Origin of the sequence: Nonomuraea glycinis (genome assembly GCF_014646515.1) — a bacterium.
GTDB classification, from domain to species: domain Bacteria; phylum Actinomycetota; class Actinomycetes; order Streptosporangiales; family Streptosporangiaceae; genus Nonomuraea; species Nonomuraea glycinis.
Genome location: NZ_BMNK01000010.1, coordinates 54,811 through 81,131, shown reverse-complemented (window position 1 = coordinate 81,131; position 26,321 = coordinate 54,811). Strand labels below are relative to the sequence as shown.

Here is a 26,321-nt window from a genome sequence, read left to right as displayed (position 1 = left end):
GATCAGGCGGGACCGAGGATCAGGCGGGACCGACGGTGGCGGCGCCCTTCGCATGCTGGTCCACGAGAGGCTGGAACCGGGCGAGCAGCGCTGCCTTGTCCGGTTTGCCGGCGGACGTGCGCGGAAGGTCGTCGACCACCCACAGGTGTCCGGGTTCACTGGCCGGGCCGAGCGAGCTGCGGACCAGGTCGCACAGCTCCCGCGCGTCCACGGCGCCTACGCGCGGAGATGGCGTGTCCGGGCCGGACGCGCCAGGGTCGCTGGTGTCCGGGCCGTTCACCTGGACGACCGCGGCGGTGACCGCTCGGCCGTCCGGGCCGCGCAGGGCGATGACGGCCGCGTCCGTGACGGACGGGTGGCCGGTCAGGGCGTGTTCGATCGGGTAGGCGTGCACGCCGGGCGGCAACCCGCTCTCCACCCGGTCGACGAGGAACAGGTAGCCGCCGTCGAGACGCCCCAGGTCTCCGGTACGGACCCAGCCGCCCCGCAGGGTCTCCGCGGTGCGCCGTGGGTCGTTCACGTACCCGGTCATGACCTGCGGCGAGCGGACCCACACCTCGCCGACCTCGCCGGCCGGGACGGAGACGGGCACGGAGGCCGAGTCGCGCACCTGGAGCTCCACACCGGGTACGGCGCGGCCGACGGAGGTGAGCAGGCCGGGGTTCGCGTGGTCGGCGGGTGGCAGCGCGGTGACGAAGCCGGCCTCGCTCAGCCCGTACGTCTGCATGAGCGCGGGACCGAGCCGCCGGGCCGCCTCCCAGGTGCGCGCCGGGACCGCCGCCGCGCCGCCGTACAGCAGGAGCGGCACGCTGCCCGGCTCGTCCGGGATGCGGCGGGTGAAGGTGTAGAAGGGGAACGGCGGGCCGGCGAGCACGTGCGTCGCCCGCTCGCGGGCGATCACCTCCCACTCACGGCCGATCTCCCCTTCGTCCACCAGCAGCGCGGTGCCGGCGGCGGCGAGCGTCCACTGGGCCATCAGGCCGGGCAGGTGGTGGCCGGGCCACACCAGCAGCCGCCACGGCCAGGCGCCGAACAAGGCGCGGGCCGCGTCGAGGTGGGCCACCTCGGCGCGGTGGCTGTAGGCGACGGCCTTGCGGTCGCCGGTGGTGCCGTTGGTGAAGGTCACCGACGACAGGTCCTCCGGCCGGGTCGCCGGCAGGGTCACCGGCCGGCTGCCCGGGTGGTCGAGCAGGTCGTCGAACGAGCGGTGGACGGGCACCGGACAGGCGGCGAGCAGCCGGTCGGCCTCCTCCTTGCGGTCGGGCTCGTACAGCACCGCCGTGGCGCGCAGCGCCCGCATGGTCTCGGCCGCGACCTCCACGGGAAGTCCGGGCAGCACCTGGATGGCGGGGCAGTCGAGGGCGAAGGCCACGAGCCGGCCGATGACCGACTCGGGGCCTCTGCCGTTCAGGAAGGCGATGGCGTCGCCGGGCCGCACGCCGCCGGCTTCCAGCGAGCGTGCGGCTCCCGACACCATCGCCAGGACGTCCTGCCCGGTCAGCCGCCGCGAGCCGCGCACGAGCACCTCGCGCGGGCCCGCGGCGCGCAGACCGTCGATGATCGCCTGGCCGAAGCTCATACCGACCTCTCACCGAGCAGTACGGGCAGGCTTCTGGTGCTGTTGCCCAGCACCGTGCCGAGCGGGCGGGTGCCGCTGTCCGGCCCGGCGAGCACCATCCGGGGATAGGCCTCGAACAGCGCGGCCAGTGCCACCTCGCCTTCCAGCCTGGCCAGTGGCGCGCCCAGGCAGAAGTGGGTGCCGTGCCCGAACGACAGGTGCCCCGGCTGCGGGGCGGCCACGTCGAAGCGGCCGGCCCGCTCGCCGTACCGGTCCGGGTCGCGGCCGGCCGAGGCGAAGCAGGCCACGACCGCCTCGCCCTTGCGCAGCCGGATCCCGTCGATCTCCAGGTCCCGCACCGCGTAGCGCATCGGGAAGTGCGCGACGGGCGAGTCCCAGCGGAGCGTCTCCTCGACCACCGCGCTCCACGGCCGCTCGCCGCTCAGGACGAGGGCGAGCTGGTCGGGCCGCGTCAGCATGGCGCGGGCGGCGTTGGTGAGCAGGTTGACGGTGGTCACGTGTCCGGCGATGAACAGCAGCTCGATCGTGTCGAGCAGCTCGGATCTGCTGAGCCGCTCGCCGTCCTGTTCGCGGACCTCGATCAGGTCGGTGATCAGGTCCTCACCGGGCGTGCCGCGGCGCACCTCGATGACCTCGTCGAGCAGCTCGTACAGGGCGGCCCGGTGGCCGCTCACGTCGTCGGGGCCGTCGCCGACGCGGGCGGCCACGTCGGTGAGCTCGTGCAGCTGCTCCCGCATGCCCTCCGGGATGCCCATGAGCTCGGAGATGACGTCGCGCGGCAGCGGGTAGGCGAAGTGCTGCCGCAGGTCGACCGGCCCCGACGGCAGCTTCGCGAGCGCGTCGACCACGTCGGCGGCCATCTCGGCGACGCGCGGGCGCAGCTCCTGCACCCGGCGCGCGGTGAACGCCCTGATCAGCGGGGTACGCAGCCGCCGGTGCGCCTCGCCTTCGGAGTTCAGCATGGACGTGTCCGAGGTGATCTTGCCGACGGCGGTGGCCATGGAGACGGCGGCCCGTCCTTCCGGGGCCCAGTGGCGTACGTCCCTCGACAGGTCCGGATGGGCGAGCACCGCCGCCAGTGTGGCGTGGCGGGTGGCGGCCCACGCGCGCACCCCGTCGATCTCCACCGGGACCAGCGGCCCGAGCTCGCGCAGCCGTTCGTTGTCGGCGTGCACGTCGGGAGTGGCGGGGTCGAGGGTGAATTCGGCGTGCCGGCAGTCCATGGTCATCCCACCCTTTCCGGCGTCGCGGCCAGCGTGGCGATGTCGAGCCACGGGTCCTGGCCCAGATAGAGGTCGCGGACCAGCTCGCCGGCCGCGGGCGCGTTGCACAGGCCGTGCCCGGAGAAGCCGGCCGCGTACAGGAACGCGGGCGGCCCCGGCCGGTGGCCGATGAAGGCGGTGCGATCGGGGCTGGCGTCGCGCGCCCCGGTGAACGCCGTGTGCAGCCCCGCCCCCGCCAGACTCGGGTACGTGGCCGCGAACTGCATGGCCACCCCGGCACGCCAGGCGTCCCGGTCGGGCCCCGGATAGCCCATGCCGATCAGCATCCGGTCACCGCGCAGCCGCGTCAGCAGGCCGCTGGCGGCATGCAGGGTGACCGGGATGTCGGGCATGGGCGGCAACGGGTCGGTGAGCAGCAGCTCCTGGATGATCGGCTCGGGGAGCGGCAGCTCCACGCCGGCCGAGCGGGCCAGGGGCGCCGACCAGGCACCGGCGGCGCAGACTACGGCGTCGGCCGTGATCGCGCCGGAGGCGGTCTCCACCCGGCCCCGGTCGGCGTCGATGGCGGTGACCGGGCAGCCGGTGCGCAGCTTCGCCCCGGCCCGCCTGGCCGCCTCCGCGTAGCCGTTGACGATCGCGGCGGTGTCGGAGACGTACGCCTGGGCCGACCAGGCGGCGGCCAGCAGCGGCAGGTCGCCGCCGATGAGCGGGTTGAGCCGCCTGGCCTCCGCCGCGTCGATGAGCTCGACCTCCACCCCGGCGGCGCGCTGCGCGGGCAGGTCGGCCTCGAACGCCGTCACCTGCTCCTGCTCGGTGAACAGCACGAGGTAGCCGACCTGGCGCAGCGGCAGCCCGGGGAAGTCGTGGTAGGCCCGCAGGCTGCGGACGGCCAGCGCCGAGCTCACCGGGTTGCCCGCGAAGTAGGCGCGCACCACGTCGGCCGTGGCCCGCGACGCTCCGGAACCGAGCGTGCCGCGTTCGAGCAGGACGGTGTCGACGCCGGCCGCGGCCAGGTGGAAGGCGATCGACAGGCCGATCACCCCGCCACCGACGACCACGGCCCGCCCCTGACCGTTCACGCGAACGCTCCGACGCGCCGCAGGTGGTCACCCACCTGCCACGGGAACAGGTGCAGGTTCCAGCCGCCGAGGCAGTTGACGTAGAGGCCCATGTGCGCCATGACCGCGACGAAGTCGTCCCGGTCGTCGATCCGGTCGAGGCAGTCGAACAGCCTGCCGGTGAAGGCCCACAGGGTCTGCAGGCCGCAGTAGCCGAGGAACTCGGCCGGCGTCTTGGCCAGGATGCGGGCCATCTGCCGCAGGGACTCCATCGGCATGCCCTCGTAGGCCGCTCTGACCAGGCCGCCGTAGCAGGCGTAGCCGAGCGGACGGGTCTCGCCGTTGACGAAGAGCAGGGTCGTGAGGACGGTCTCGTAGCTGCCCGCGCAGGACGGGATGCGGCCTTCGTGCAGGTCGACCAGCTCCTCGGGCGGCGCCAGCCAGATCCGCTCCGTCTCGGCGTGCACGTCGGCGATCAGGGCGTCGACCTCCGGGTCGGCCACCGTGAGCCGGGGCAGACGGTGGCCGGCGTCCTCGCCCGCGCGCCTGACCTCGGCGATGACGGGCTTCTTGGTCCGGTAGACGGCCTCCCAGACCGCGCGGCCGACCTCGCCCAGCACGTCGAGGTCCGCCTCGACGATCTGGCCGATCGGGGTGGCGGGCATGGGCTCGGTCAGCTCGCCGTACTTGATGCCGAGGTGTTGCAGGCGCGAGGCGAAGATCGTGCCGTCGGGCACCGTGCGGCGGTCCACCGCGTAGGTGGCCGGCACGTGCAGGAGGTCGTGGATCGGAGCGACGTGGTAGAGGTGGTGGCCCGCCACGAGGGCGTGGCCCTGCAGGCTGCGGTACGGCAGTGCGTCCCACAGGCTCTGCGCGAGAGCGGCATTGCGCTCGTCCAGCTCAGCGGTGACGGCCATGCCCAGGCCGGGCCAGCCGATTTCTACGCGTCTCGAAGTAGTCACAGCATGTGATGCTATCAACGCAAATAGTGACAATCGGCAGGGGGGTCACAGGATGACCAGCGGATTCACCGGACTGCCTGTGCCGCCTTCGATTGCGAGCGGCGCGACCATGAACACGAAGTCGGTGCGGCCCGAGGCGCTCAGCTCGTCCAGCCAGAGCATCTCGATCAGGTGGATGCCGTGCCGGTGCAGCAGGATGAGGTGCAGGTCGTCCTCCAGCGCCTCGGTGGCGAGCTGACGCTCGTCGAGGCCGCCGATCGCGGCGTTGTCGGAGGCCACCACGGCCACGTCGCGCGTGGCCAGCCAGCGGCCCGCCTCCGGCGACAGCCCCGGCTGGCCGGACCAGTATTCCTCCGGCGAACGCCGCCAGACGCTCGGCCATCCGGTGCGGACGATCGCCACGTCTCCCGGCTGCGGCTCGGGGCCCATCTCCCGCAGCAGTTCCGCCGGAATGCGGAAGTCGGCCGGCAGGTGCTCCAGCCCCAGGTGGCGGGGCACGTCGAAGAGCACGCCCCGGGCCACCACGCCGCCCACCCGCTCGATGCCGCACCGGCCCGCGCCGTAGGAGCGCACGCGGGCGGCCGGATGGGCGTTGTAGAGCTCGTCGCCCGACCACATGTGGCACAGCGCGTCCATGTGCGTGGTCGTGCCGTGGTGGGTGACGATCAGCGCGTCGTCGGCCACCCGCAGGCCGGCGCCCACCGGCTTGGTCCCGGCCGCGTAGTCGCCACCGTCCACGGACATGAAGTGCTGCGGCAGCGGGCGGCCGCGCAGGTGCGGCACGGTCGTGGGGGCCGGTGACGAGGTCGAGCCCCTGATCGGCATGGCGAGGCTGAGCACCCGCCCCTCGGTCGCGCTCGCCAGCGCCGCCAGCACCACCGGCGGGGTGAGCAGGTTCAGCGTCCCGCGCTGGTCCTCCGGGCCGAACCGGCCCCAGTTGTTCGGCTCGCCGCTGATCATCATCCGACTCTCGCAGCTGATGGGCCCGGCGACCAGCCCCGAACATGACAAAGGCCCCTGATCGCCGGTCGCGGCGATCAGGAGCGCGTTGCCGCCTAGTCCTGCACCTGAACCGTTCCGATCCGCGGTGGTTTGGCGGTGAACAGCACGTCATCGCAGTCGCAGTTGCCGCAGCCTGGAGTCATCACACCTCCCTCCCGAGCGAGGCCCACACCCAGCGTAAGCCGCATATCACACCCTGAAGGGCCACACTTCACAGTCCAGAACCTGTGCTGATATGACGGTGATTGTTAGGCTCGGCAGCCGATGAGCTCTCGGAGGTTCCATGCACTGCGATCCCCGTTTCTCCCGCGTGCGCGAGGTCTTCGCCCGGCAGTTCGCCGAAGGGCTGGAGCTGGGGGCCGCGTTCGCGGTCTACCAGAACGGGGAGCTCGTCGTGGACCTGTGGGACGGGGTCGCCGACGGGCGCACCGGGCGCCGCTGGGAGCACGACACGCCGGTGTTCGCGTACTCGTGCACGAAGGCGGTCACCGCGACCGTCCTGCTGCAGCTCGCCGAGCGGGGGCTGGTGGACGTCTCGGCGCCGGTGGCGGACCTCTGGCCGGAGTTCGCCGCCGAGGGCAAGGCGTCGATCACCGTGGAGCACCTGCTCACCCACCAGGCCGGGCTGCCGCTGCTCGAGGAGCCGGTGCCGGTGGCGTTGTTCGAGGACCAGCCGGCCATCGCGGCCAGGCTCGCGGGCCAGGCGCCGATCTGGGAGCCGGGGTCCGCGCACGGGTATCACGCGCTGACGTACGGGTTCCTCGTGGGTGAGGTGGTGCGGCGGGTGACCGGTAAGTCGGTGGGCGACCTGGTGGCCGCGGAGATCGCCGGTCCGCTGGGGCTGGATCTGTGGGTGGGGGCGCCGGACGACGTGATCGAACGCGCCGCCCGCATCAAGGGCCCCGGCCGCCGCTCCGACCCGGTCACCGCCGTACCGGAACAGGCCGCCAGGGACGCTGCGGGGGACGCCGCTGGGGGCGCCGCTGGGGGCACTGTGTTCACTCGGATGGCTGCTGCCGCCCGCGACCCGCAGAGCCTGATGAACCGGGCTCTCGGCAATCCCGACATGCGTTTGCTCGACGGCGGCGCCAACAACCCGGTCATCCTGCGGGCGGGCTGGCCGGCCGCAGGCGTGGTCACCAGCGCCGCCGGACTCGCGGGCTTCTACCGCGCGCTGATCGCCGGCGAGCTCCTGCGCCCGGAGACGCTGAGCGACGCCATCCGCCCGCGGGTGACCGGCCCCGACAGGATCCTGAGCGTGGACAGCTCGTTCGGGCTGGGTTACATGCGCCCGGCGATGACGTTCCTGGCGCCGTCCCCGAGCGCGTTCGGCCACAGCGGCGCGGGCGGGTTCCTCGGCCTGGGCGACGCCGAGCACGGCCTGGCCGCCGGCTACGTCATGAACCAGATGGCCGACGCCCTGTCCGGCAGCATGCGCGCCTACCACCTGATCCAGGCCGTCTACGAGTCGCTGTAGTAGGCGCCTGCGGGGTCAGCGCCGGGGGCAGCGCCTGTGGTCGACGCTCGTGGTCGACGCCTGTGGTCAGTGCATGGTCACGCCGCCGCTCACCGACAGGGTCTGGCCGGTGATGTAGGCGGCGCGGTCGGTGCACAGGTAGGCGACGAGTCCGGCCACGTCGGCGGGAGTGCCGAGGCGGCGTAGTGGGACGCCCCGGGTGATCTTCTCGACCAGGCCCGGCCGGTCGGCGCCGACCCGGCGCAGCATGGGGGTGTCGGTGGGGCCGGGGCAGACCACGTTGGAGGTGACGTTCGCCCGCGCGGCCTCCCGGGCGAGCGTCTTGGCCAGGCCGAACAGCCCTGACTTGGTCGCCGCGTAGGCCGCCTCGCCGCCGGAGCCGGCCCTCGCGCCGTCGGAGGAGACGAACACCAGCCGCCCCCATCCCGCCGCCAGCATGCCGGGCAGCAGAAGCTTGGTGAGCAGCATCGGCCCGCGCAGGTTCACCTGCCACATCAGGTCCCAGCCGGCCGGGTCGCTGCTGACGAACGGCTCCACGATGGAGACGCCGGCGTTGTGCACGAGAATGTCCACCCGCCCCGCTGCGGCGGCGAACCCCTCGATCGAGGGCGGCGAGGCCAGGTCCAGCGCCAGCGCCAGCGCCGACTCGCTCACGAGCCCGGCCGCCACCTTCTCCGCGCCCGTCAGGTCCACGTCAGCGACGATCACCCGCGCTCCGAGCGACGCCAGGTCAGCGGCGATGGCCGACCCGATGCCCCCCGCTCCCCCCGTCACCACGGCCACCCGCCCGCCCAGCCCCAGCCCACCCAGCCCCAGCCCACCCATCCCCGTCACACCCGCCTCCATCCGGTCGGTCGCGTCCGGTCCTCCCTTTTCGACCGTCACCGGCCGGCTCCCGCTTTCCACTCCTCGATGAGGGGCGCGGTGGTGGTGCGGGTGGCCAGCAAGCTGATCGTGTGCCTCAGTACGGCCTGCGCGTAGTCCTCCGGGATGCCCGCGACCGCGTCGGTGACCACGGTGACCCGGTAGCCGAGGTTGACCGCCTCCAGGGCCAGGCCGGGGATGCCGAGATTGAGGGAGACGCCCGTGGCCACCACGGCCGAGACGCCGAGGGAGCGCAGGGTGGTGTCGAGCGCGGTGCCGGTGAACGGGGAGAACCCGTGATGGCGCCTGCTCTCCAGATCCCCCTCCTCCCACAGCTCCGGCAGTACGGCCACGGGCGGGGTGCCGTCGAGCATGTGGGCGGGATCCTTGAGCAGGGCGACGATGAACGGGCAGTTGCCCGTGTGGGAGCCGGCCCGGTCGGGGCGGAAGGCTGCGGTGCAGTGGATCACCGGCATCCCGGCCGCCCTGGCCGCCTGGAGCAGAGCCGCGGTGTTGGCGATCACGTCGTGGCGGCGGCACGCCTCCACCAGATCCGGAAATTTCGTGAGATCGCCGACGACGCCCCTCTGCATCTCCATCACCAGCACGGCGGTCTTCCCCATCCGAGACCCCCCTCTTAGCCGAGCGCTTGCTTGGCAAAGCGTACGCGCGGGGATCCCGTACGGCTATATCCCGATTACTTCGTACGAAATATCCACAGTCGTGACAACCGGAACCCCGGGTGAGACCGTCGAATGCAAGAGGCGCCATCAACGGGGGGTTGGACTTGGTCCCTGGTTACCGCGACGTACGCCAGCTCGGCGAGGGCCGCACCGGCCGTGTGTTCCTGTCCACCTACCAGGCCACCGGCGCCTATGTGGCCGTCAAGTACCTCAACGCCACCCTGCGCAGGGACGCCGAGTTCATGCGCCGCTACCGCGCGGACGCCGCCGCCCTGGTCGAGCTCGACGAGCCGGACCTGGTCAAGGTGCACGAGTACGTCGAGACGTCCGCGCGGGCGGCCGTGGTGATGGAGCTGGTCGACGGGGTGTCGCTGCGCATCCTCCTGGCCGAGCACGGTCAGGTCTCCCCCGAGGCGGCGCTCGCCCTGCTCAAGACCGTCCTGAACGGCCTGGCCGCCGCCCACGAGAGGGGCGTGACGCACCGCGACGTCCGGCCGGAGAACGTGTTCGTCCAGGCGGACGGCGCCGGCAAGCTGGCGGACTTCGGGATCGTGGTGCATGTGGAGGAGCCGGGCGTGCCCGCGGGCAGCCCGGCGTACATGTCACCCGAGCTGTGGACGCTCGGCGCCGCCGGACCGCCCGCCGACCTGTACGCGGCCGCCTGCCTGCTGTTCGAGGCTGTCCGGGGGCGGCCGCCCTACCAGGCGGACGACGTGCCCGCCCTGCGGGACAGGCACCTGGTGGAGCCGGCGCCGCTGGAGATCGTCCCGGACCCGCTGCGCGGCCTGCTCAGGCGCGGGCTGGCCAAGGATCCGGCGGCCAGGTACGCCTCGGCCCGGCAGTTCGCCGCCGAGCTGGAGCGGGACGCCGAGACGGGGTACGGGCCCGACTGGGAGAAGCGCGGCCGGCGGAGCCTGGCCGAGCTCGCCACCCTGCTCGCCCTGCGCTTCCCGCTGGCCAGGCCGGACTCCTCGGCCGCCCGGTCCGGCTCGGCGGCGCTCAGGGCGTCCCGCCTGCTGCGGTGGGTGCCGAGCTGGCCGCCGTACCTGTGGGTCGCGTGGGCCACGGTCGCCGCGCTGGCCGCCACGCTGCTGATGTCCGGCGGCCGGCTGCCACCGGGTCCCGCGACGGTGCTGCTGCCGCCGCCGGAGACCTCGAGCCCGATGGAGCCCACCGACGCCGAGCCCGACCCGGCGGCCGACGCCGAGCCCGACACCCCGCGCGGCACCCCCGCCGACGCCTTACCCGACGCCTCCCGTGACACCCCCGCCGACGCCTCACCAAGGCCGCCCGATCCCACGGGAACCCACCGCACCCCGGGCCCTGCCACCCCACCACCGGCGACGACCGCCCCCGCCACCCCACCCACCGCCACGCCGACCGGTACGCGGAGTGCCGGGGCGGCGCCGCGTCCGGCCGTCCGAGCAGCGGGCATCGTGTCCTGGAGCGGCGCCGAGGGCTCGGTGCGGGTCACCGCCGACGGCCCAGGCCAGGTACGCCTGCGCATCTCGTACATGCGGCGGGACGGCGACGGCCCGGCTCGTGAGGTGGCGAGCGAGACCCGTACGCTCACCGGCCGGACCGACTACACCAGCGAGGTCCGGCGGGACCTGGGCGCGGTGGCGTGCGGCGAGCGGGCGCACCTGGCCATCGTGGCGATGACCGAACCGGCGGCGGCCAACGGTCCCCAGATCAGCGAGGTCACCCTGGACGGCCCGGCCTGCGCCACCCCGACCGCCACCGACCGGCCCACCCCCACCCAGACCGCCACCGACCGGCCCACCTCCACCCAGACCCCCTACGCGCCTTCCCCCGTCCCGAACCTCGGCCCGGCGACCGCCCGCCCAGACGATTCCCCCGACCCCGAGGAGCTTGTCGAGGTACCAAGCGTGCGCTAGCTTGGCTAGCGATGAGCGGTGACATCTCGGCCTACTGGGCCGCCTGCGCGCGCGGCGAGCTGCTCGTCCAGCGCTGCACCTCCTGCGCCCGCCGGGTGCACCTGCCCGAGCCGCGCTGCCCCTGGTGCGACGGCGACGAGCTGGTCTTCGAGCCGGTGTCCGGCCGGGGCGTGGTGCACACGTTCACCGTCGTGCACCGCTCCTTCGTGCCCGCCTACCGGGGCCGCGAGCCGTACGTGCCCGCGTGGGTGGACCTGCCCGAGGGGGTCCGTGCCTTCGGGCATGTCGTGGGGTGCCCGCCGGAGCAGGTCCGGATCGGGATGCCGGTACGGGTGACGTTCGTGGACGACCTACCGCACTGGAGGCCCCTGTGAGGCTCGGCAACGTGCTCATCCCCGTCACCGACCTGGACGAGGCCATCGCGTTCTACGGGCTGCCGGTGAAGTTCCGTGACGGCGACCGGTTCGCCGCGCTGGACGGGGGCGGGGTGACGGTGGCGCTGGCCGGGCCCGCCGAGCACGTCACCGCCTCGGCCGCGCCCTCGTACAAGGTGGACGACGTGCCGCTGGCCGTACAGGAGCTGGAGGCGCGTGGCGGCGAGGTGGTGCGCGCGCCCGAGAGCGGGCCGCATGAGACGCGCGCCGTGCTGCGTGACCCCTCAGGAAACGTCTTCGTGCTCTATTCGCCCCTCTGACCTGGAGGCCCCCCATGGTGCGATCACCGTACGGCAACTACGGGCACGCGATCCTGACCGCCGGCGCGATGCGCGCGCCCGACCAGGTGGCGCTCACCTACTGCGGCGAGCGCAGCTTCACCTACGGCGAGCTCGACCGGGTCGTGAACCGGCGCGCGCACGCGCTGCTCTCCGCGGGCATCACCCCCGGTCAGCGGGTCGCGGCGCTGCTGAACGAGACCCTGCTGGTGGCCGAGGTCTACCTGGCGCAGGCCAAGATCGGCGCGATCACCGCGGCGATGAACCCGTACTGGCCGGCGGACACGCTGCGCGCCGTCGTCGAGCACTCCCGGTGCACGGCCTTCGTGTACGACGCCACGGTGGAGCGGCTGGTCGCCGAGATCAGGCCGTCGCTGCCGGGCGTGACCACCTGGATCAAGGTGGGCGGCACCGACGCGGACACGGTCGATCTGGACGCCCTGACGGCGACGGCCTCGGCGGAGCAGCCGCCCCTGGGCGGCTTCCACGACGACCCGCTCGCCCTGTACTACACCTCGGGCACCACCGGCCTGCCCAAGGCGGTCGTCCACACGCACGCCTCGTGCCTGGCGACGGCCCAGATCTGGCTGGACGTGCCGCGCTCGGCCGAGTCGGTGTTCGGCACCGGCGCCATCATCTGGGGCATCGGCTTCCCCGCCATCGTGGGACCCGCCCTGTACGCCGGCCTGCGGCTGGTGCTGGAGCAGGATTGGGGTCCGGCCAACTTCCTCAAGGTGGTGCCGAGGGAACGGGTCACGCATGTCTCGCAGATCCCCTCGTTCTACGCGGCCCTGCTCGGCTCGCCCGACCACGAGGACGTGGACCTGTCGTCCGTCCGGGTCATCATGCTGGGCGGCGAACCGCTCACGCCGACCATGCTGGAGCGGATCAAGCGGCGCCTGCCCGACGCGGCCGTCTACGCCTACTACGGCCAGACCGAGGCCCCGTACACCTGCATGGGGCGGGTGGACGACGGCTCCACCCCGCTCGGCTCGTCCGGGCGGGCCCGCACCGGCAACGCGGTCCGGGTGACGGACCCGGCGGGCGAGCGGGTCGTCGGCGAGGCCGGTGAGATCAACCTCGCCGGCCCGCACCGGATGACCGGCTACGACGGACTGCCGGACAAGACCGCGGAGGTGCTGCGCGGCGACTGGTACGTCGGCGGCGACCTCGGCACCCTGTCCGCGGACGGGGTGCTGCGGGTGCTCGGGCGGCGCGAGGACGCCATCCTCAAGGGCGGCGCCTGGACGCAGCCGGCGCAGATCGAGGACGCCGTCAGCGCCCTGGACGGCGTCGCCGAGGCCGGCGCGGTCGGCGTGCCCGCGCACGCCGACGGGCAGGAGGCGGCGGAGCAGCGGATCCTGCTGGCGGTCGTGACGCGCGCCGGGCACACCCTGGACGCCGCCAAGGTGGCCCTGTCCCTGGCCGACACCCTCCCGCCGCACCAGCAGCCCGACCACATCGTGATCGCCGACGCCCTCCCCCACTTCGAGGACGCCTCCGGCGGCCCCGGCAAGCTGCTCCGCCGACAGATCCGCGACCAGTACGGCCACCTGCTCGGCTCGCCCTGAGGTTCGCGGCCTTCTAAGGAGGTTCGATGAGGGAGCTCACGCGGCCCCTGCCCGCCGTGCCCCCGGCGGCGGTGGCCGAGCACGAGGTCAAGGCACTGCTCCGGGAGGCAGGGGTACGGGTGCCGCGCGGGATCGTGGTGACCGGGGCCCGGCTGAGGGCCTCGTCCGGTGCTGACTTCGACGCTGCTTTCAGGTTCGAGGATGTGGCGGACCTGGTGGAGCCGCTGGTGCTCAAGGCGTTCGGGCACGGGCTGACGACGCACAAGTCGGACGCGGGCGCGGTGGTGCTCGGGCTCGGGCGGGAGCAGGTGGCCGGGGCCGCCGCCGCGATGGCCGCGCGGCTGGACGAGCAGGGCCTGACCGCCGACGGGTTCCTGGTGGAGGAGCAGGCGGAGGCGGGGGTGGAGCTGATCGTGGGGCTGGTGCGCGATCCCGGGTTCGGTCCGGTGCTGCTCGCAGGGCTGGGCGGGGTGCTGGCGGAGGTGCTGCGCGACACCGCGCTGCGGCTGTGCCCGGTGTCGGAGAAGGACGCGCGGCAGATGCTGGCGTCCCTGCGCGGCGCGGCGCTGCTGTCCGGCCACCGGGGCGAGCCGCCGGTGGATCTGGAGGCGGTCGTCGCGCTCCTCATGACGGTCGGCGGGCCCGGCGGGCTGTGGGAGCGCCTGGACCTCGGCGAGTTCGAGCTGAACCCGGTCATCGCCACCCCGTCCGGCGCCACAGCGGTGGACGCCCGCTACCTCCCCGCCCACCCCACCAACTCCACACCCCCTACGACCCCGCCCACATCCCCTGGCACGTCCTCCAACCCGCCCACATCCCCGTTGGACACCGATGCCTCACCTGGCCGGCTGTGGGCCTCGGAGGCGACACGGAGCCTTCCGGCCGACGGCGGGTTCGAGAGGCTCTTCGAGCCGGCGGCGGTGGCCGTGGTCGGCGCCTCCACGACCAGGCCCAACTTCGGCAACATGTTCCTGGAGTTCTACAAGGCGACCGGTGTCCCCCTGGTGGCGGTGCACCCGCGGGCGCGTGAAGTCGCCGGGGTGCCCGCCGTGCGGTCGCTGACCGAGGCCGACGTCGACTACGCGCTCGTGGCCGTACCGGCGGAGAAGTGTGCCGAGGTGGTGCGGCAGGCCGGCGGGGTGGCGTACGTGCAGGTGATGAGCGGCGGGTTCGGCGAGGAGGGGCGGCCGGAGCTGGAGCGGGAGCTGCTCGCCGCCGCGCGGGCGGCGGGGACGCGGCTGCTCGGGCCGAACTGCATGGGCGTCTACTGCCCGCGCGGCCGGCAGACGTTCGTCGGCGGCGGGCCGGGGACGGCGGGGACGGTCGCGCTGATCTCGCAGAGCGGCGGGCTGGCCGGAGAGGTGATCAAGGTCGGGGAGCGGCGCGGGCTCGCCTTCAGCCGGGTGGCGACCGTGGGGAACGCCATCGACGTCACCCCGGCCGAGCTGCTGCGGTGGCTGTCCCAGGATCGGGAGACACGGGCCGTGGGATTGTACGTGGAGGATCCCCGTGACGGCCGGGCCCTGTACGAGGCGCTCGCCGGCGCCGGGATGCCGGTGGCGCTGCTGGTCGGCGGCCGGACCGAGCAGGGGCAGCGGGCCGCGGCCTCGCACACGGGCGGCCTGGTGAGCCGGTCGCGGATCTGGGAGGCGGTCGCCGAGCAGGCCGGGGTCGCGCTGGTGAGCAGCCAGGACGAGCTGATCGGCGTCCTGGCGTACTTCCAGGCGCACGGCTCGCGGGCGGTGGCGGGTGACGGAACACGGACGGTCGCGGGTGACGGGACACGGACGGCGCGTGGCGGGACGCTGGTGATCGGGCCGAGCGGCGGGGCGGGGGTGCTGGCCGCCGACGCGTTCGCGCGGGCCGGGGTGCGGCTGGACCCGCTGCCGGACGCGGTGCTCGGCGAGCTGCCGCGCCTCGGGATCCAGGCCTCGGGCAATCCGCTGGAGATCCCGGTGGGACCGCGCGGGCGGGCCGAGCTGGTACGGGAGACGATCGGCGCCGCCGTGCGCGGGCGGCCGTACCGCGACGTGGTGGCACATGTGAACGTGCAGAGCTTCTTCACCTACGGGACGGCGGCGGGACCGCTGCTGGACTACGCGCGGGCGCTCGCCGAGGCGCAGCGCGAGCTCACCACCAGGATCACGCTGGTGACCAGGAACGGCGAGTGCGCCCCTGCCGGAGTCGAGGACGAAATCGGGGCGATCATGACGGCCGCGGGGATCCCCGTGTACCGATCGATGGAGGCGGCGGCGGTCGCCGTGGCGGCGGGAGGGCGTTGTGGGACTGCTTGACGGGAAGGTGGCGCTGGTCACCGGCGGGGCGCGCGGCATGGGCGAGGCGCACGTGCGGCTGTTCCTGCGGGAGGGCGCGCGGGTGGTCTTCGGGGACGTGCTCGACGAGGAGGGCAAGGCGCTGGCGCAGGAGACCGGGGCGACGTACGTGCGTCATGACGTCACCAGCCCGCAGGAGTGGGAGCACGCGGTGGCGACGACCGTCGGTCTGCACGGCACGCTCAACATCCTGGTCAACAACGCCGGGATCCTGAAATTTCGGCGTATCAGCGATATGTCGCTGGAGGACTTCGACCGGGTCATCGGCGTCAACCTCAAGGGCACCTGGCTGGGGATCAAGTCGGTGATCGAGCCCATGAAGGCGGCCGGCCAGGGCTCGATCGTGAACATCTCCTCCATCGAGGGCTTCATCGGCGCCGAGGGCCTGTCCGCCTACGCGGCCTCCAAGTTCGGCGTGCGCGGCGTCACCAAGTCGGCGGCCAGGGAACTGGCCAAGTTCAAGATCCGCGTCAACTCGGTGCATCCGGGGGCGATCAACACGCCCATGGTGCTGGACCCGGACCTGGCGGCCGAGGTGGACGCGGAGACCTTCGTGAAGTCGATGGTCATCAAACGGTTCGCCAAGCCGGTCGAGGTCTCGCACGTAGTGGCGTTCCTGGCCTCGGACCGGTCGAGTTACTGCACGGGCAGCGAGTTCACGGTGGACGGCGGACTACTCACCGGCGCGGGCTACTGACCCGTACCGGGGCCGCTGAGCCCGCTGAGCCGAAACGGGCTATTGACCTGTGCTGAGGCCTGGGCGGGCGCCGCCGTCGGGGCGGCCGTGCGGTCCTTCCCGGAGCCAGGCGGCCGGGGTGACGAACAGGCCGGTCGCCTCCACCAGCACGGTTCCGTCGGGCAGCGAGATGCGCCCGTCCGACCAGCTCTTACGGCCCTCGGCCCGGGTGTGCTCGGCCGTCGCCACCACCGGCGTGCCATAGGGCACCGGCGCGCGGTAGGACATGGTCAAGGTGGCCGTCACGCCCGCGAACCCGGCCACGGCCGCCGCCTGGCCCAGCATGTGGTCGGGTCGAGCACCATGGCGCTGATCCGTTCACTGAGTTTCAAGGATTCTCAGTGATTCACCCGGTGTGGGCGAAGGTCCTCGTCTGATCCGGGCAGTGGGTGCCCGGTGCGGGGTTGACGTTTCACAGCCACCCGCCCCGCCAGGCGGGGTCTTACGGTCGGCTCCACGTCCGTTTTCAGTCTCCGGGCCACTCCCGGCGACCGTACGCTCCACCAGCGAAGCGAGATTGAGCGCGGCGTTCTCATCGCGGTCCATCGACAGACCGCACCCCTCACAGACATAGGTGCGCACCCGCAACGGCAGCTTGGTTTTCACCGCGCCGCAGGATGAACACGTCTTGGAGGAGGGGAACCAGCGGCTCGCCACCAGCAACCGGCCGCCGTTCCAGCCGGTCTTGTAGGCGAGCTGGCGGCGGATCTCCCCGAAACCGGCGTCGGAGAGGGCGCGGGCCAGTCGCCGGTTACGGATCATCCCGGCCACGTGCAGGTCCTCGACCACGATGGTGCCGTACGTCCGTGCCAGGCTGGTGGTGAGCTGGTGGATGCCGTCGCGGCGCAGCGCCGCCACCCGGTACTCCGCCCGGTTGCGGGCCGCGTTCGCCCGCTGCCACCGCTGCGACGGCCGCTGGCCGGTGCGCCGGTCCGGGCCGTGTTTGCGAGCGACCGCCCGCGACAGACGGCGCAGCTTACGCATAGCGTTATTGAGATGCCTGGGGTTGGGGACCGGCGGGCGTCCGTCGGAGAAGACCGCCAGGGTTTTGATGCCGAGGTCCACGCCGATCACCGCGTCCGGCCGGGCAGGCTTGCCTGGGGGGCGTTCGGTGTGCACGGTGAAGCTGACGTGCCAGCGGCCCTCCTGCCAGCGGACGGTCGCCGAAGCGATCCGCGCACCTTCGGCGAGCAGGCGGGCGAGTTTGCCGACCGGCTCGTGGGTTTTGATCCGGCCCAGCACCGGCAAGATCACGTGGGTGTGGCCGTCCAGCCGGATCGTGCCGGTGGTGAAGCGCACCGACCGGGCCGCGCGGCGTTTGGTCTTGAACCGGGGAAACCCCATCTTCGGGCCCTTACGCGTGCCCTGCTGGGAGTCGCGCCAGTTGGACAGCGCGTCGGTCAGGCGGGCCAGCCCGCACGCGTAGGCCTCCTTGGAGTTGCCCGCCCACCACGGCGCCACCTCGTCCTTGACCTGGTTCCAGCGTTTGCGCAGGCTGTACATCGACCACGACAACGCCGGGGTGAGCTGATCGTCGGGGATGCCGTAGGAGCGTTCGGCCTCCCGCTGCGCCAGATTCGCCTTCACCTGCGCCAGACCCCAGTTGAACGCCACCCGCACCGCCCCGCAATGCGACGCCAACGCGGCACCCTGACGCGCGGTCGGGTCCAGCGCGAAACGGTAGGCCTGCACGACCTGCACGACGATTCCCCTCCCCTCGCGTATTCGAGAGTGTGTGCGAAGGACTTTACCAGCATGGCTGCACACTGGGTAAGGCTTTGCACGCGCATCGTGACGATTGCGGGATGGAGCAGGCAGCGCCGGGCAGGCGCGGCGCGAAGCCGCAGGCCTTCCAGCGCTTCGTCATGCCGTCCGCCAGCGAGCAGACCACTGAGCCGACCCCGATCACCACGTGACACACCGCGATCACGCGCAGAGAAAACCATCACTGATGGTGGCCTCGATCGTCATGCCCAGCATCTTAGAACAAGGTTCTACATACGGCCCCGTCCGTTACGTACGGCGAAGAGCCGACAGCGGAGCGAGGTAGTTCACCAAATTTGGTAGATCTTTTTTGCGTTGAATCACCTTTGTCGTGATATTTCCGTAATACTTCTGACCTGCGGCTTCCGACATGGGACGGGCATGGGCTTCCCTTGGCGCATGCTTGACCTGCCTTTACGGGCCGGTAGCCTCTCGCATCACGGATGACAACAGGTCTCCGGTTTTGTCACAAGTGTCCCGGGTCACCCCGGTACCCCAGGCTGCTTGGACGAAACCGGACTCGTGCGAAGGGTTGCCCTCACACTTTGACCCCTGAGATGAAGAAGTTCATCGACCTGCTGGAGAGCGAGCTCGGTTACGCGGAGAAGGCCAGCGCGTACACCAAGTTCGGCAGCTGGTACGGCAAGAACGTGGAGTTCGACGCCGACTACACGCACGCTCCTTGGTGCGACATGTTCCTCTCCTGGGCCGCGCACAAGCTCGGCTACGAGGAGTGGATGGGCCAGTTCGCCTGGACCGTCGCGCACGCCAAGTGGTTCAAGAAGCAGGACGCCTGGGGCACCAAGCCCGTGCCCGGCGCCTTCGTCTTCTACGACTGGAGCGGCTCCGACAGCATCAGCCGGATCGACCACGTGGGCATCGTGACCCGGGTCGAAGGCGGCCGGATCTTCACCATCGAAGGAAACATCGACGGGGGCGTCGCCAAGCGCAAGGAACGCGACACCAGCAAGGTCGTCGGCTACGGCTATCCGTGGAAGATCAAGGAACGGCTGGACGCCAAGGAGTCGATGCGCGACGGCTATTACTCGGCCGACCACCCCGGCAGCACCAAGCCCGGCACGCTCCAGCTGCCCGACGAGCTCCGCCCGGAGATCCCGTTCCTGGAGACGGAGCAGGACGCGAAGGTGCTGCTCTCGGCGCCGAAGGGCACCGCCAAGAAGAAGACCGAGCAGGCCCAGGCCGAAGCGCCCGCGCCCGAGCCCTCGCCCAAGATCGAGATCTCCGCCCCGGCATCCGGCACGATCTCCGCCCCGGCGGTGCCCAAGAGCGGCAAGCACGCCAAGCACTCCGCCGCCGACACCAGCGCGGTGACCACCGGCCCCATCCCCGTGATCACGGACGTCGCCGCCCCCACGCCGCCCTCCGCCGCGCTCGGATCTCCCGCGATCCTCACCTCCGCCCTGGTCGCCACCTTGGCGATGCTGGCGATCACCAAGACCAGGCGCCTGCGGCTGCGCCCGGCCCTCGCGACCCCCGCGCCCGCTCCCGCCCATCGCCGCCGCCGCAAGGGGGCCACGCCCAGGCGCGCCGCCACCGAGCGTCCGCCGCGCCGGAACCCAGTCGAGCTCACCGGCCCGCACCGGCCCCTCCTGGACGCCGCCGAACCCGTCGGCGCACTCAGGTCGCTCAAGGACACCGTCGTCCCCACGTTCGAGACGATCGTCATTCCCGAGGCGACGAGCGCGTTCAACGCGTTCACCCGCGCACGGCCGATGACCGGATCCCCTGCCACGTCGGAGGGCATGGACCTCGCGTCGTTCCCCCGCAGGCTGGAATCCACCGGCCCCATCGGTCGCTTCACCCACCTCCCCCAGGCGTCCACCGGAGCCGCCCCCCGCACCCGCCACTTCGAGCCCTTCCCCCTCACCCCCCAGACACCCGCCCGCCCCGAGTCCCACACCGGCCACACCACCAGCGGTTTCGAGCCGTTCCCCCACACCGGACGCGGCACCGGCGACTTCGAGTCGTTCCCCCACGCCGGACGCGGCACCGGGAACCCCGAGTCGTTCCCCCGCGCCGGGCACAACATCGGCGGTTTTGAGCCGTTCTCCCGCACCGGACGCGGCGCCGGTGACTTCGAGCCGTTCTCCCGCCCCCGGCACACGACGCACGGCGGCGAGTCGGTCCCTCACAACCGGCACACGTCGCCCGGCGGTGAGTCGTTCTCTCACAACCGGCACGCCACGAGCGGCGGCGAGTCGTCGCCGCGCACCCGGCACGCGTCGAGCGGGTTCGAGGCGTTCTCCCGTACGCCGGGAGCGGCGAGCGAGTTCGACGCGTTCACTCCCTTCGCGGCGTCCGCACGCGGCGGCGCGACCGGATCCACCCCCCGCCGCGAGCATCCCTCCGGCGCCTACTGCGGTCGGCGGCGCGGTCGCGAGCACCCCGCGGAGGAGTTGACCGGCTTCGCCGTGATCGCCTCCCCGCGCGGCCGCCGCCACCGCTCGACCTCCCCCACCGCCGCCAGGCCCACCCACTCCCCCGACCCGAGCATGGCCATGGCGGGCGCATCGCTGTCGGAGAACTGGTCCCCGCCGTTCGACGACGCGACCCCCGGCCCTGCCTCCCCCCAGCCCTCGCACCCCCAGACCTCCACCCACGGCACCCGCCGCCCAGGCTCCCGCCGAGGCCGCCACCGCGCCTGACCGCCCCCAGCGGCCAGACCGTGGCCGGCACAGCCACGTCGGCACCCATTCGGGATCCTCACCCGAGGGCCCGCACAGCGCCGTGGTGGTCAGGCTGAGGGGTCGGGCGAGAGGTTGTGGTCGGCGGCGAAGGTGGTCAGGGCGGTCACCGCGTCTCGGGTGCGGGTCCAGGGGCGGACGATCAGCCGGTCCACCCCCAGGGCCGCCCACGACGCCACCTCGTCCGGTGCGGACAACTCGTAGGCGTGGGCCGTGATGGACGCGGCCCCGCCGAGGGCTTCCAGCCGCCGCACCTGGGGGGTGATCGTCTCCAGCGTGTGCGGCATGCTGATCCACCCGTCACACAACCGCGCCGCCCTGCGCAGCGCGGCGCCCGACTCGCCACCGGCCAGGATGGGCAGCCGGGACTGCACGGGCTTGGGCTCGAACGCCACCTCAGGAAAAGCGTAGAAGGCCCCCGAATGCGCGACCAGCGGCTCGCTCCACAGCCGCCTGACCACCTCGATGGCCTCGTCGAGCCGTGCCCCCCGCGATGCGAAGGGCACCCCTGCCGCGTCCCATTCGCCGCGATACCACCCGGCCCCCACGCCGCAGATCGCCCGCCCGGAGGAGACCGCGTCGAGAGTGGCGAAGGCGCGGGCCGACACGAACGGGTGCCGCAGCGCCAGCAACTGCACCGCCGTGCCCAGCCGGACGCGGCTGGTGACCCCGGCCAGGAAGCACAGGTACGCGGGCGCGTCGTACAGCGGCGTGGACGGCTTGATGGCGGGTCGCGAAGAGCTGGGATAGGCGGCCAGCGAGAGGTCGGTGGCGAAGACGAGATGCTCTGGCAGCCAGACGGACTCGTACCCGAGCTCGTCGGCGGCCACCGCGACGTCCTTCCACGCGGCCGGATGGACGAGCCCCAGGGGCACCCCGAATCTCACCCTGCTAACCTAACAAACGCTTGGTCAAAACACCATCCGGACAGCCGAGCACGGCACCGGACACCGGGCACCGGCGGGATTCCGGCCGATTGCCGCAGGGGACCTCACCCCAGGTACGCGGCCCGTACGGCGGGGTCGTCGCGGACCCGCTCCGGTGGCCCCGACGCGATCACCCTGCCCAGGTCGAGCACCACGAGCCGGTCGCAGGCGCCCATGACGAAACCCATGTCGTGCTCGACCAGCAGCACGGTCGTGTCCAGGGCGGCCACCACCTCGGCCAGCCGGGCGGTCTGGTCGGCGTCCAGCCCGGAGGTGGGCTCGTCGAGCAGCAGCAGGCGCGGCCGGTCGGCGAGGGCACGGGCCAGCTCGACGAGCCTGCGCCGGCCCACCGGCAGCGCGGCCGCGTAGGCGTCACGCACCTCGGTCAGCCCGCACAGCTCCAGCACCTGCGCCACCCGTGTCCTGCGCTCACGTTCGAGCCGCCGCCGGGCGGGCCATCCCCCCAGGTCGGCGAGCAGCCCGCCGCCGCCACCGCGCCAGTCCAGCGCCGCCAGCACGTTGTCGGCCACGGTCAGCCGCCCGAACACCTGCGGCCGCTGGAACGTCCGCCGCACCCCTCCGCGAGCCCTGCGCACCGCCGAGAGCCCGGTCATGTCCTCGCCCCCGACCCGCACCCGCCCCGCATCCGGCCGGCGCAGCCCCGTCACCACATCGAACAGCGTCGTCTTCCCCGCCCCGTTGGGCCCGATCACCCCGCACACCTGCCCGTCGGGCACCTCGAAGGTCACCTCCGACAGCGCCCTGACCCCACCGAAGGCCACCGACACCCCTTGTACGGCCAGCATCACGTCGCCCCCAGGTAAGCGGCTGTCAGGCGGTCGCCGTCGACCTCGGCGCGCGGGCCCGTCCAGGTGACGCGGCCGAGTCGCATGAACGCCACCCGGTCGGCGATCCGCAGCGCCTCCGTGGCCTTCTCCTCCACCAGGAGCAGCGCCACCCCGCGCTCGCGCAGCTCGGCGAAAAGCTCGAAGACCTGCTGAACGACCAGCGGCGCGAGCCCGAGCGACGGCTCGTCGGCGATCAGCACCCGTGGCGGCCGGACCAGCGCCGGGGCGAGGGTGAGCAGTTGCTGCTCGCCACCCGACAACGCTCCTGCCGGTACGGCCCGGCGCTCGGCGAGCCGTGGCAGCCGCTCGTACACCTGAGCCGGGTCGGGCAGCCAGGTGCGCAGGTTCTCCTCCACGGTGAGACCGGGGAACACGCCACGGCCCTCGGGAGCCAGCAGGACGCCCGCCCGCGCTCGGCGGTACGCGGGCCAGGCGGTGATGTCGGCGCCGTCGAGCAGCACCCGCCCGGCGGTCGCGGGCAGGTCCCCGGCCGCGACGGCACAGGCGGTGGACTTGCCCGCGCCGTTGGCGCCGAGCAACGCGACCGCCTCCCCCGGCCGGACGACCAGGTCCACACCACGCAGTACGGTGCAGTCTGCGTACCCGGCCACGACGTTCTCCAGCCGGAACAGTTCCCGAGGCTCGTCGGCGGTCCCGCCCCCACGCCGGCCCACAGCCACCCGAGGATCGCGCCTTACCGGATGCTCTGAATCCGCGAGAGGCTCCTGATGTTCCGGGCTCACCGAGCGTTCCTGGGGTGCCGGCTCCGCCCTGCGGGTTCGGCGGCGGTGGCGGGATTCGGCGAGTTGGGACAGGACACCGTCCGGGTGCTTGGCGAGGATCATGCCGCCCGCCCCGAACAGGATGGCCCCCACGTGCGCCGACACGTCCCAGGTGGCCAGCAGCTCGGGAAAGACGACGGCGATCAGCCCGCCGAGCACGGCGCCGCCGATCCGCCGCACGCCCTGCAGCACGACTACGGCCAGCCAGACGAACCCGGCGGAGGCCGGCAGGTCGGTGGCCGTGATCGAGCCCTTGGAGATCGCGTACAGCACCCCGCCGAGCCCGGCGATCGCGGAGGCGAGCACGAAGAGGAGGATCTTGGTGCGCGGGGCGGACAGCCCGGAGGTGACGGCGGCCGCCGGCGCCGACCGAACCGCCAGAATCGCCCGCCCAGACGCTGATTTTTCGAGATTTTTCACGAGAAGTCCGACAACACCGATCAGCACGAGCAGCAATACCACCCGCACCCGCGCGTCGGACGTGTCCGCGAACCCGAACCCCAGCGCCGGCAGCGACCACCCGATCGTGCCGTTGCTGAACGCGTCCACCTGGAACAGCACCTGGTCCGCCAGGAGCGCCAGCGCGAGCGTGGCCAGGGTGAGCACCCGCCCGCCGAGCCGGAGCGCGGGCAGCGCCACCAGCAGCCCGACCGCGCCCGCCGCCAGCACTCCCAGCAGGATCGCCACCAGGAACGGCAGCCCGGAGGCGAACGCCCACCCGCAGGTCAGCGCCGCCATCGCGGCGAAGGACGCCTGCGCCAGGTTCACCATGCCGCCGATCCCGGTCACCACCACGAACGAGCAGAAGATCAGCGCCAGCACCAGCCCCTGGGCGGCGATGCCCACGTAGTAATCAGGCCCGATGAAGGTGAACCCCACCAGCGCGGCCAGCGCCACCACCCACGGCAGCCTGCGCCGCCACAGCGGCACCCCGGCCAGGTGGTCGGGCGGCGGCGCATCCTCGGCGGCACTGCCCGCGACCCGCTCCCGTGACCGGTTGAGCAGCACCAGCCCGGCGAACAGCAGGATGACCGGCACCGCCGTCCGCAGCCCGGTGACCTCTTCGAGGAAGTCGGTGTATCCGGCGACCAGGTTCTGCACCACGCCCAGCGCGAGCCCGGCGGCGAACGTCCATGGAATCGACCGCAGCCGCCCGAACACCGCCGCCGTCGCCGAGGCGAACAGCAGCACCGTGTACGCGGTGGCGTCGAGTCCGACCACCGAGACGGCCAGCACCCCGGCGAGCCCGGCCAGGCCCGAGCCGAGCGTCCAGGCCAGGGCCGAGGTGGCGGCCACGTCGACGCCGCGCAGCGTGGCCAGGCGCCGCCGGTCGACCGAGGCCCGCATGCGCAGGCCGTACGGAGTGTGCCGCATGAACGCCCACAGCCCGGCGGCGGTGACCACCGAGAAGGCGAAGGTGATGAGCTGGTCGGTGTCCAGGCGCACGCCGAGCGGTTCGAGGCCCACCGCCGGGTGCGGGCCGATGCCGCGCGGCAGCGCGGTGGCGTCCGCGCTGGGCAGCCCGAGCAGGTCCACCACGAGCAGGCCGAGCGCGGGCAGCGCGATCGTGAGCCCGATGGTGCCGACGATCTGCGCGGTCTCCCCCGCCTGGGCGAGCCCGGCGAACATGGCCCGGTGCAGCAGGTAGCCGAGCGAAGGGGCGAACAGGGCGACGGCGATCAGCGCGGACAGCCAGGCGGGCAGCCCCAGCGCCATGTTCAGCTGGTAGAACACCAGGGCCGTCAGAAAGCCGATGGCCCCGTGGGCGAAGTTGAACACACCGGTGGCCGCGTACGACAAGGTCAGGCCGGAGCCCATGATCGCGAAGATCGCGCCGGTGACCAGCCCGCTGAGGACGTAATCGACGATCATTTAAGTGGCACGTTGTCGAAGCACTTCATGCCCCTGGCCACCTGGAAGGCGCCGCCCTCCAGCTTGACCAGGGCGCCACAGCCGTTCGGCTCGCTGTGGTCCTTCGGGTAGCGGATCCGGCCGAAGCCCGGATTGTCGTAGGCGTAGGAGCCGTTCGCGGTGGCCAGGAACTTCTCCCTGGTCAGCTCCTTGCCGGTCTTGGCCAGCAGGTCGAGGAAGATGTCGGCGGCCCAGTAGCCGATGGCCAGGTGCTGGGTCAGGGTGGTGCCCGGCGCGACCTTCTCGACGTCGGCCCTGAGCCGGGCGATCTCCGGGGCGTCGGACTCGAACGGCTCGAACATGGGCGCGGCGATCACGCCCTCCAGCGCCTGCGCGCTCGCCGGGTCCTTCAGGACGGCGGCGTCGTAGCTGGTGGCGTCGGTGAGCACCCCCTTGTAGCCGGCCCGCTTCAGCGCCGAGTAGAGCCCGACGTTGAACTTGGTGCCGGCGATCACCGACACCACGACGTCGGGCGGGCCGCCGTCGTCCGAGGTCATGATCTTGTTCACGTACGGGAGCCAGTCGGGCGGGGGCGCGGCGCCGGGGAGTGCGGAGTTCACCCCGGCGAGCTCGAACCCGGCCGCGGTGAACGACTGCGAGATCGTGGTCCCGCCGTACTTGCTGCCGCTGGAGTCGGAGGTCTGTACGTACACGCTCTTGCCTTCGGAGCCGCCGAGCAGGTCGGCCAGCTGCCTGCCCCACCACGTCTGGGAGCCCGCGCCCGGCTTGGGGGCCAGGCAGCCGTTGTAGCCGAAGCCGGTCTTCGTGCCGCACCACTGCGGCCCGGTCGCCCAGCCGAACCACGGCACGCCCTCCCGCTCCAGGAAGGCGGCCCCGCCGAAGTTCGGCGCGTGCACCGGCACCAGGGCGAACACCTGGTCCTTCTGCACGAGTTTCTTGGCGGCGGCGTCGCCCTTGGCCGCGTCCTGGCCGTCGTCCTCCGCGCCGAGGAAGTCGATCGTGCGCCCGTGCACGCCGCCTTCGGCGTTGGCCCGCTCGAACCTGGCCTTCGCGCCGAGTTCGGCGTCCTTGGTGGAGTAGCCGCTGGCGCTGGTCTTGGTGAGCACGCCGCCGATCTTGACCGTGGTGGCCGTCACCCCCGGCGCGGTCCCGGTGCCGCCGGTCCCGCCGCCGCCGCCGCTCTGCTCGGCCGCGCAGCCCGCCAGCATTCCGGCCGCCGCCAGCGCGGCCACGCCTCGCCGTACTGTGTGCCGCACGTGAGCCTCCGGGTTTTGGCCTAGCGCTCGCTTGGTTTTGCGGTCAGCGTAAGTTCGCCCCGCAGGGGTG

21 protein-coding genes are annotated in these 26,321 nt (G+C 72.6%); 8 read left to right on the top strand and 13 right to left on the bottom strand.

Going from position 1 to position 26,321, the window contains the following annotated elements; all coding sequences use genetic code 11:
* Positions 1–19: 19 nt before the first annotated feature.
* From IEY87_RS26640 to IEY87_RS26620, 5 genes are read right to left on the bottom strand one after another with little or no spacing between them, the layout of a single operon-like run.
* Positions 20–1,579, bottom strand: coding sequence for a class I adenylate-forming enzyme family protein (locus IEY87_RS26640; RefSeq protein WP_189141521.1), 1,560 nt, complete (start codon positions 1,577–1,579; stop codon positions 20–22).
* The gene (locus IEY87_RS26635) at positions 1,576–2,808 is read right to left on the bottom strand and encodes a cytochrome P450 family protein (RefSeq protein ID WP_189141520.1); all 1,233 of its coding nucleotides are present in this window, start codon (positions 2,806–2,808) and stop codon (positions 1,576–1,578) included. The genes IEY87_RS26640 and IEY87_RS26635 overlap by 4 nt, the downstream gene beginning before the upstream one ends.
* Positions 2,805–3,881 carry an NAD(P)/FAD-dependent oxidoreductase gene (locus tag IEY87_RS26630; RefSeq protein WP_189141519.1) on the bottom strand — a complete coding sequence of 359 codons (1,077 nt, stop codon included), beginning with the start codon at positions 3,879–3,881 and terminating at the stop codon, positions 2,805–2,807. The genes IEY87_RS26635 and IEY87_RS26630 overlap by 4 nt, the downstream gene beginning before the upstream one ends.
* Positions 3,878–4,822 (bottom strand): cucumopine synthase-related protein, encoded by a 945-nt coding sequence (locus tag IEY87_RS26625; RefSeq protein ID WP_225278077.1) that lies wholly within the window; start codon positions 4,820–4,822, stop codon positions 3,878–3,880. Before IEY87_RS26625 ends, IEY87_RS26630 begins: the two co-directional genes overlap by 4 nt.
* A gap of 45 nt (positions 4,823–4,867) precedes the next feature.
* Positions 4,868–5,779, bottom strand: coding sequence for a cyclase family protein (locus tag IEY87_RS26620; protein WP_372462288.1), 912 nt, complete (start codon positions 5,777–5,779; stop codon positions 4,868–4,870).
* Positions 5,780–6,107: 328 nt separating this feature from the next.
* On the opposite strand from IEY87_RS26620, the gene IEY87_RS26615 reads away from it, so the two are divergent.
* Positions 6,108–7,301 (top strand): serine hydrolase domain-containing protein, encoded by a 1,194-nt coding sequence (locus tag IEY87_RS26615; protein ID WP_189141518.1) that lies wholly within the window; start codon positions 6,108–6,110, stop codon positions 7,299–7,301.
* Between the two features lie 66 nt (positions 7,302–7,367).
* Here IEY87_RS26615 and IEY87_RS26610 read toward each other — a convergent pair whose 3' ends face one another.
* Both IEY87_RS26610 and IEY87_RS26605 read right to left on the bottom strand, forming a co-directional pair.
* Entirely contained in the window at positions 7,368–8,147 is a 780-nt protein-coding gene (locus tag IEY87_RS26610; RefSeq protein ID WP_189141720.1) for an SDR family NAD(P)-dependent oxidoreductase, read from the bottom strand.
* Between the two features lie 35 nt (positions 8,148–8,182).
* Positions 8,183–8,788, bottom strand: a complete 606-nt coding sequence (locus tag IEY87_RS26605; RefSeq protein WP_189141517.1) for a cysteine hydrolase family protein — start codon at positions 8,786–8,788, stop codon at positions 8,183–8,185.
* Positions 8,789–8,946: 158 nt separating this feature from the next.
* Between IEY87_RS26605 and IEY87_RS26600 the strand changes: the two genes are divergently transcribed.
* From IEY87_RS26600 to IEY87_RS26575, 6 genes are read left to right on the top strand one after another with little or no spacing between them, the layout of a single operon-like run.
* Positions 8,947–10,746, top strand: a complete 1,800-nt coding sequence (locus IEY87_RS26600; RefSeq protein ID WP_189141516.1) for a serine/threonine-protein kinase — start codon at positions 8,947–8,949, stop codon at positions 10,744–10,746.
* An 11-nt stretch (positions 10,747–10,757) separates the two neighbouring features.
* A complete protein-coding gene (locus tag IEY87_RS26595) occupies positions 10,758–11,120 on the top strand; it encodes a Zn-ribbon domain-containing OB-fold protein (RefSeq protein WP_189141515.1) in 363 nt (120 codons plus the stop codon).
* Positions 11,117–11,440 carry a VOC family protein gene (locus tag IEY87_RS26590; protein ID WP_225278078.1) on the top strand — a complete coding sequence of 108 codons (324 nt, stop codon included), beginning with the start codon at positions 11,117–11,119 and terminating at the stop codon, positions 11,438–11,440. Before IEY87_RS26595 ends, IEY87_RS26590 begins: the two co-directional genes overlap by 4 nt.
* A gap of 14 nt (positions 11,441–11,454) precedes the next feature.
* On the top strand, positions 11,455–13,029 hold the full coding sequence (locus IEY87_RS26585) for a class I adenylate-forming enzyme family protein (RefSeq protein WP_189141514.1): 1,575 nt from the start codon (positions 11,455–11,457) through the stop codon (positions 13,027–13,029).
* Positions 13,030–13,055: 26 nt separating this feature from the next.
* Positions 13,056–15,323 (top strand): acetate--CoA ligase family protein, encoded by a 2,268-nt coding sequence (locus tag IEY87_RS26580; protein ID WP_189141513.1) that lies wholly within the window; start codon positions 13,056–13,058, stop codon positions 15,321–15,323.
* Complete coding sequence (locus tag IEY87_RS26575; protein WP_189141512.1) at positions 15,310–16,059, top strand: glucose 1-dehydrogenase; 750 nt, start codon at positions 15,310–15,312, stop codon at positions 16,057–16,059. The genes IEY87_RS26580 and IEY87_RS26575 overlap by 14 nt, the downstream gene beginning before the upstream one ends.
* A gap of 39 nt (positions 16,060–16,098) precedes the next feature.
* On the opposite strand, the gene IEY87_RS26570 is transcribed toward IEY87_RS26575, so the two are convergent.
* Positions 16,099–16,383, bottom strand: a complete 285-nt coding sequence (locus IEY87_RS26570) for a PaaI family thioesterase (RefSeq protein ID WP_189141511.1) — start codon at positions 16,381–16,383, stop codon at positions 16,099–16,101.
* Positions 16,384–16,416: 33 nt separating this feature from the next.
* Positions 16,417–17,799: an IS607 family element RNA-guided endonuclease TnpB gene (gene tnpB, locus IEY87_RS26565; RefSeq protein WP_189141510.1), complete on the bottom strand. Its 1,383-nt coding sequence runs from the start codon at positions 17,797–17,799 to the stop codon at positions 16,417–16,419.
* Between the two features lie 620 nt (positions 17,800–18,419).
* Between tnpB and IEY87_RS46775 the strand changes: the two genes are divergently transcribed.
* Positions 18,420–20,528, top strand: a complete 2,109-nt coding sequence (locus IEY87_RS46775; protein ID WP_263653153.1) for a CHAP domain-containing protein — start codon at positions 18,420–18,422, stop codon at positions 20,526–20,528.
* Positions 20,529–20,617: 89 nt separating this feature from the next.
* Here IEY87_RS46775 and IEY87_RS26555 read toward each other — a convergent pair whose 3' ends face one another.
* From IEY87_RS26555 to IEY87_RS26540, 4 genes are all read right to left on the bottom strand, one after another.
* Positions 20,618–21,454 carry a TIGR03619 family F420-dependent LLM class oxidoreductase gene (locus IEY87_RS26555; RefSeq protein ID WP_189141509.1) on the bottom strand — a complete coding sequence of 279 codons (837 nt, stop codon included), beginning with the start codon at positions 21,452–21,454 and terminating at the stop codon, positions 20,618–20,620.
* A gap of 104 nt (positions 21,455–21,558) precedes the next feature.
* Positions 21,559–22,299, bottom strand: a complete 741-nt coding sequence (locus IEY87_RS26550; protein ID WP_189141508.1) for an ABC transporter ATP-binding protein — start codon at positions 22,297–22,299, stop codon at positions 21,559–21,561.
* Positions 22,299–24,995 (bottom strand): ABC transporter permease subunit, encoded by a 2,697-nt coding sequence (locus tag IEY87_RS26545; protein WP_189141507.1) that lies wholly within the window; start codon positions 24,993–24,995, stop codon positions 22,299–22,301. Before IEY87_RS26545 ends, IEY87_RS26550 begins: the two co-directional genes overlap by 1 nt.
* The gene (locus IEY87_RS26540) at positions 24,992–26,251 is read right to left on the bottom strand and encodes an ABC transporter substrate-binding protein (protein WP_189141506.1); all 1,260 of its coding nucleotides are present in this window, start codon (positions 26,249–26,251) and stop codon (positions 24,992–24,994) included. The genes IEY87_RS26545 and IEY87_RS26540 overlap by 4 nt, the downstream gene beginning before the upstream one ends.
* Positions 26,252–26,321: the final 70 nt, after the last annotated feature.

Coding starts and splice junctions, on each gene's coding strand:
- IEY87_RS26550 (WP_189141508.1), bottom strand. CDS start 22,299: ATGCTGGCCGTACAAGGGGTGTCGGTGGCCTTCGGTGGGGTCAGGGCG.
- IEY87_RS26580 (WP_189141513.1), top strand. CDS start 13,056: ATGAGGGAGCTCACGCGGCCCCTGCCCGCCGTGCCCCCGGCGGCGGTG.
- IEY87_RS26570 (WP_189141511.1), bottom strand. CDS start 16,383: ATGCTGGGCCAGGCGGCGGCCGTGGCCGGGTTCGCGGGCGTGACGGCC.
- IEY87_RS26640 (WP_189141521.1), bottom strand. CDS start 1,579: ATGAGCTTCGGCCAGGCGATCATCGACGGTCTGCGCGCCGCGGGCCCG.
- IEY87_RS26545 (WP_189141507.1), bottom strand. CDS start 24,995: ATGATCGTCGATTACGTCCTCAGCGGGCTGGTCACCGGCGCGATCTTC.
- IEY87_RS26615 (WP_189141518.1), top strand. CDS start 6,108: ATGCACTGCGATCCCCGTTTCTCCCGCGTGCGCGAGGTCTTCGCCCGG.
- IEY87_RS26635 (WP_189141520.1), bottom strand. CDS start 2,808: ATGACCATGGACTGCCGGCACGCCGAATTCACCCTCGACCCCGCCACT.
- IEY87_RS26585 (WP_189141514.1), top strand. CDS start 11,455: ATGGTGCGATCACCGTACGGCAACTACGGGCACGCGATCCTGACCGCC.
- IEY87_RS26610 (WP_189141720.1), bottom strand. CDS start 8,147: ATGGAGGCGGGTGTGACGGGGATGGGTGGGCTGGGGCTGGGTGGGCTG.
- IEY87_RS26605 (WP_189141517.1), bottom strand. CDS start 8,788: ATGGGGAAGACCGCCGTGCTGGTGATGGAGATGCAGAGGGGCGTCGTC.
- IEY87_RS46775 (WP_263653153.1), top strand. CDS start 18,420: ATGAAGAAGTTCATCGACCTGCTGGAGAGCGAGCTCGGTTACGCGGAG.
- IEY87_RS26595 (WP_189141515.1), top strand. CDS start 10,758: ATGAGCGGTGACATCTCGGCCTACTGGGCCGCCTGCGCGCGCGGCGAG.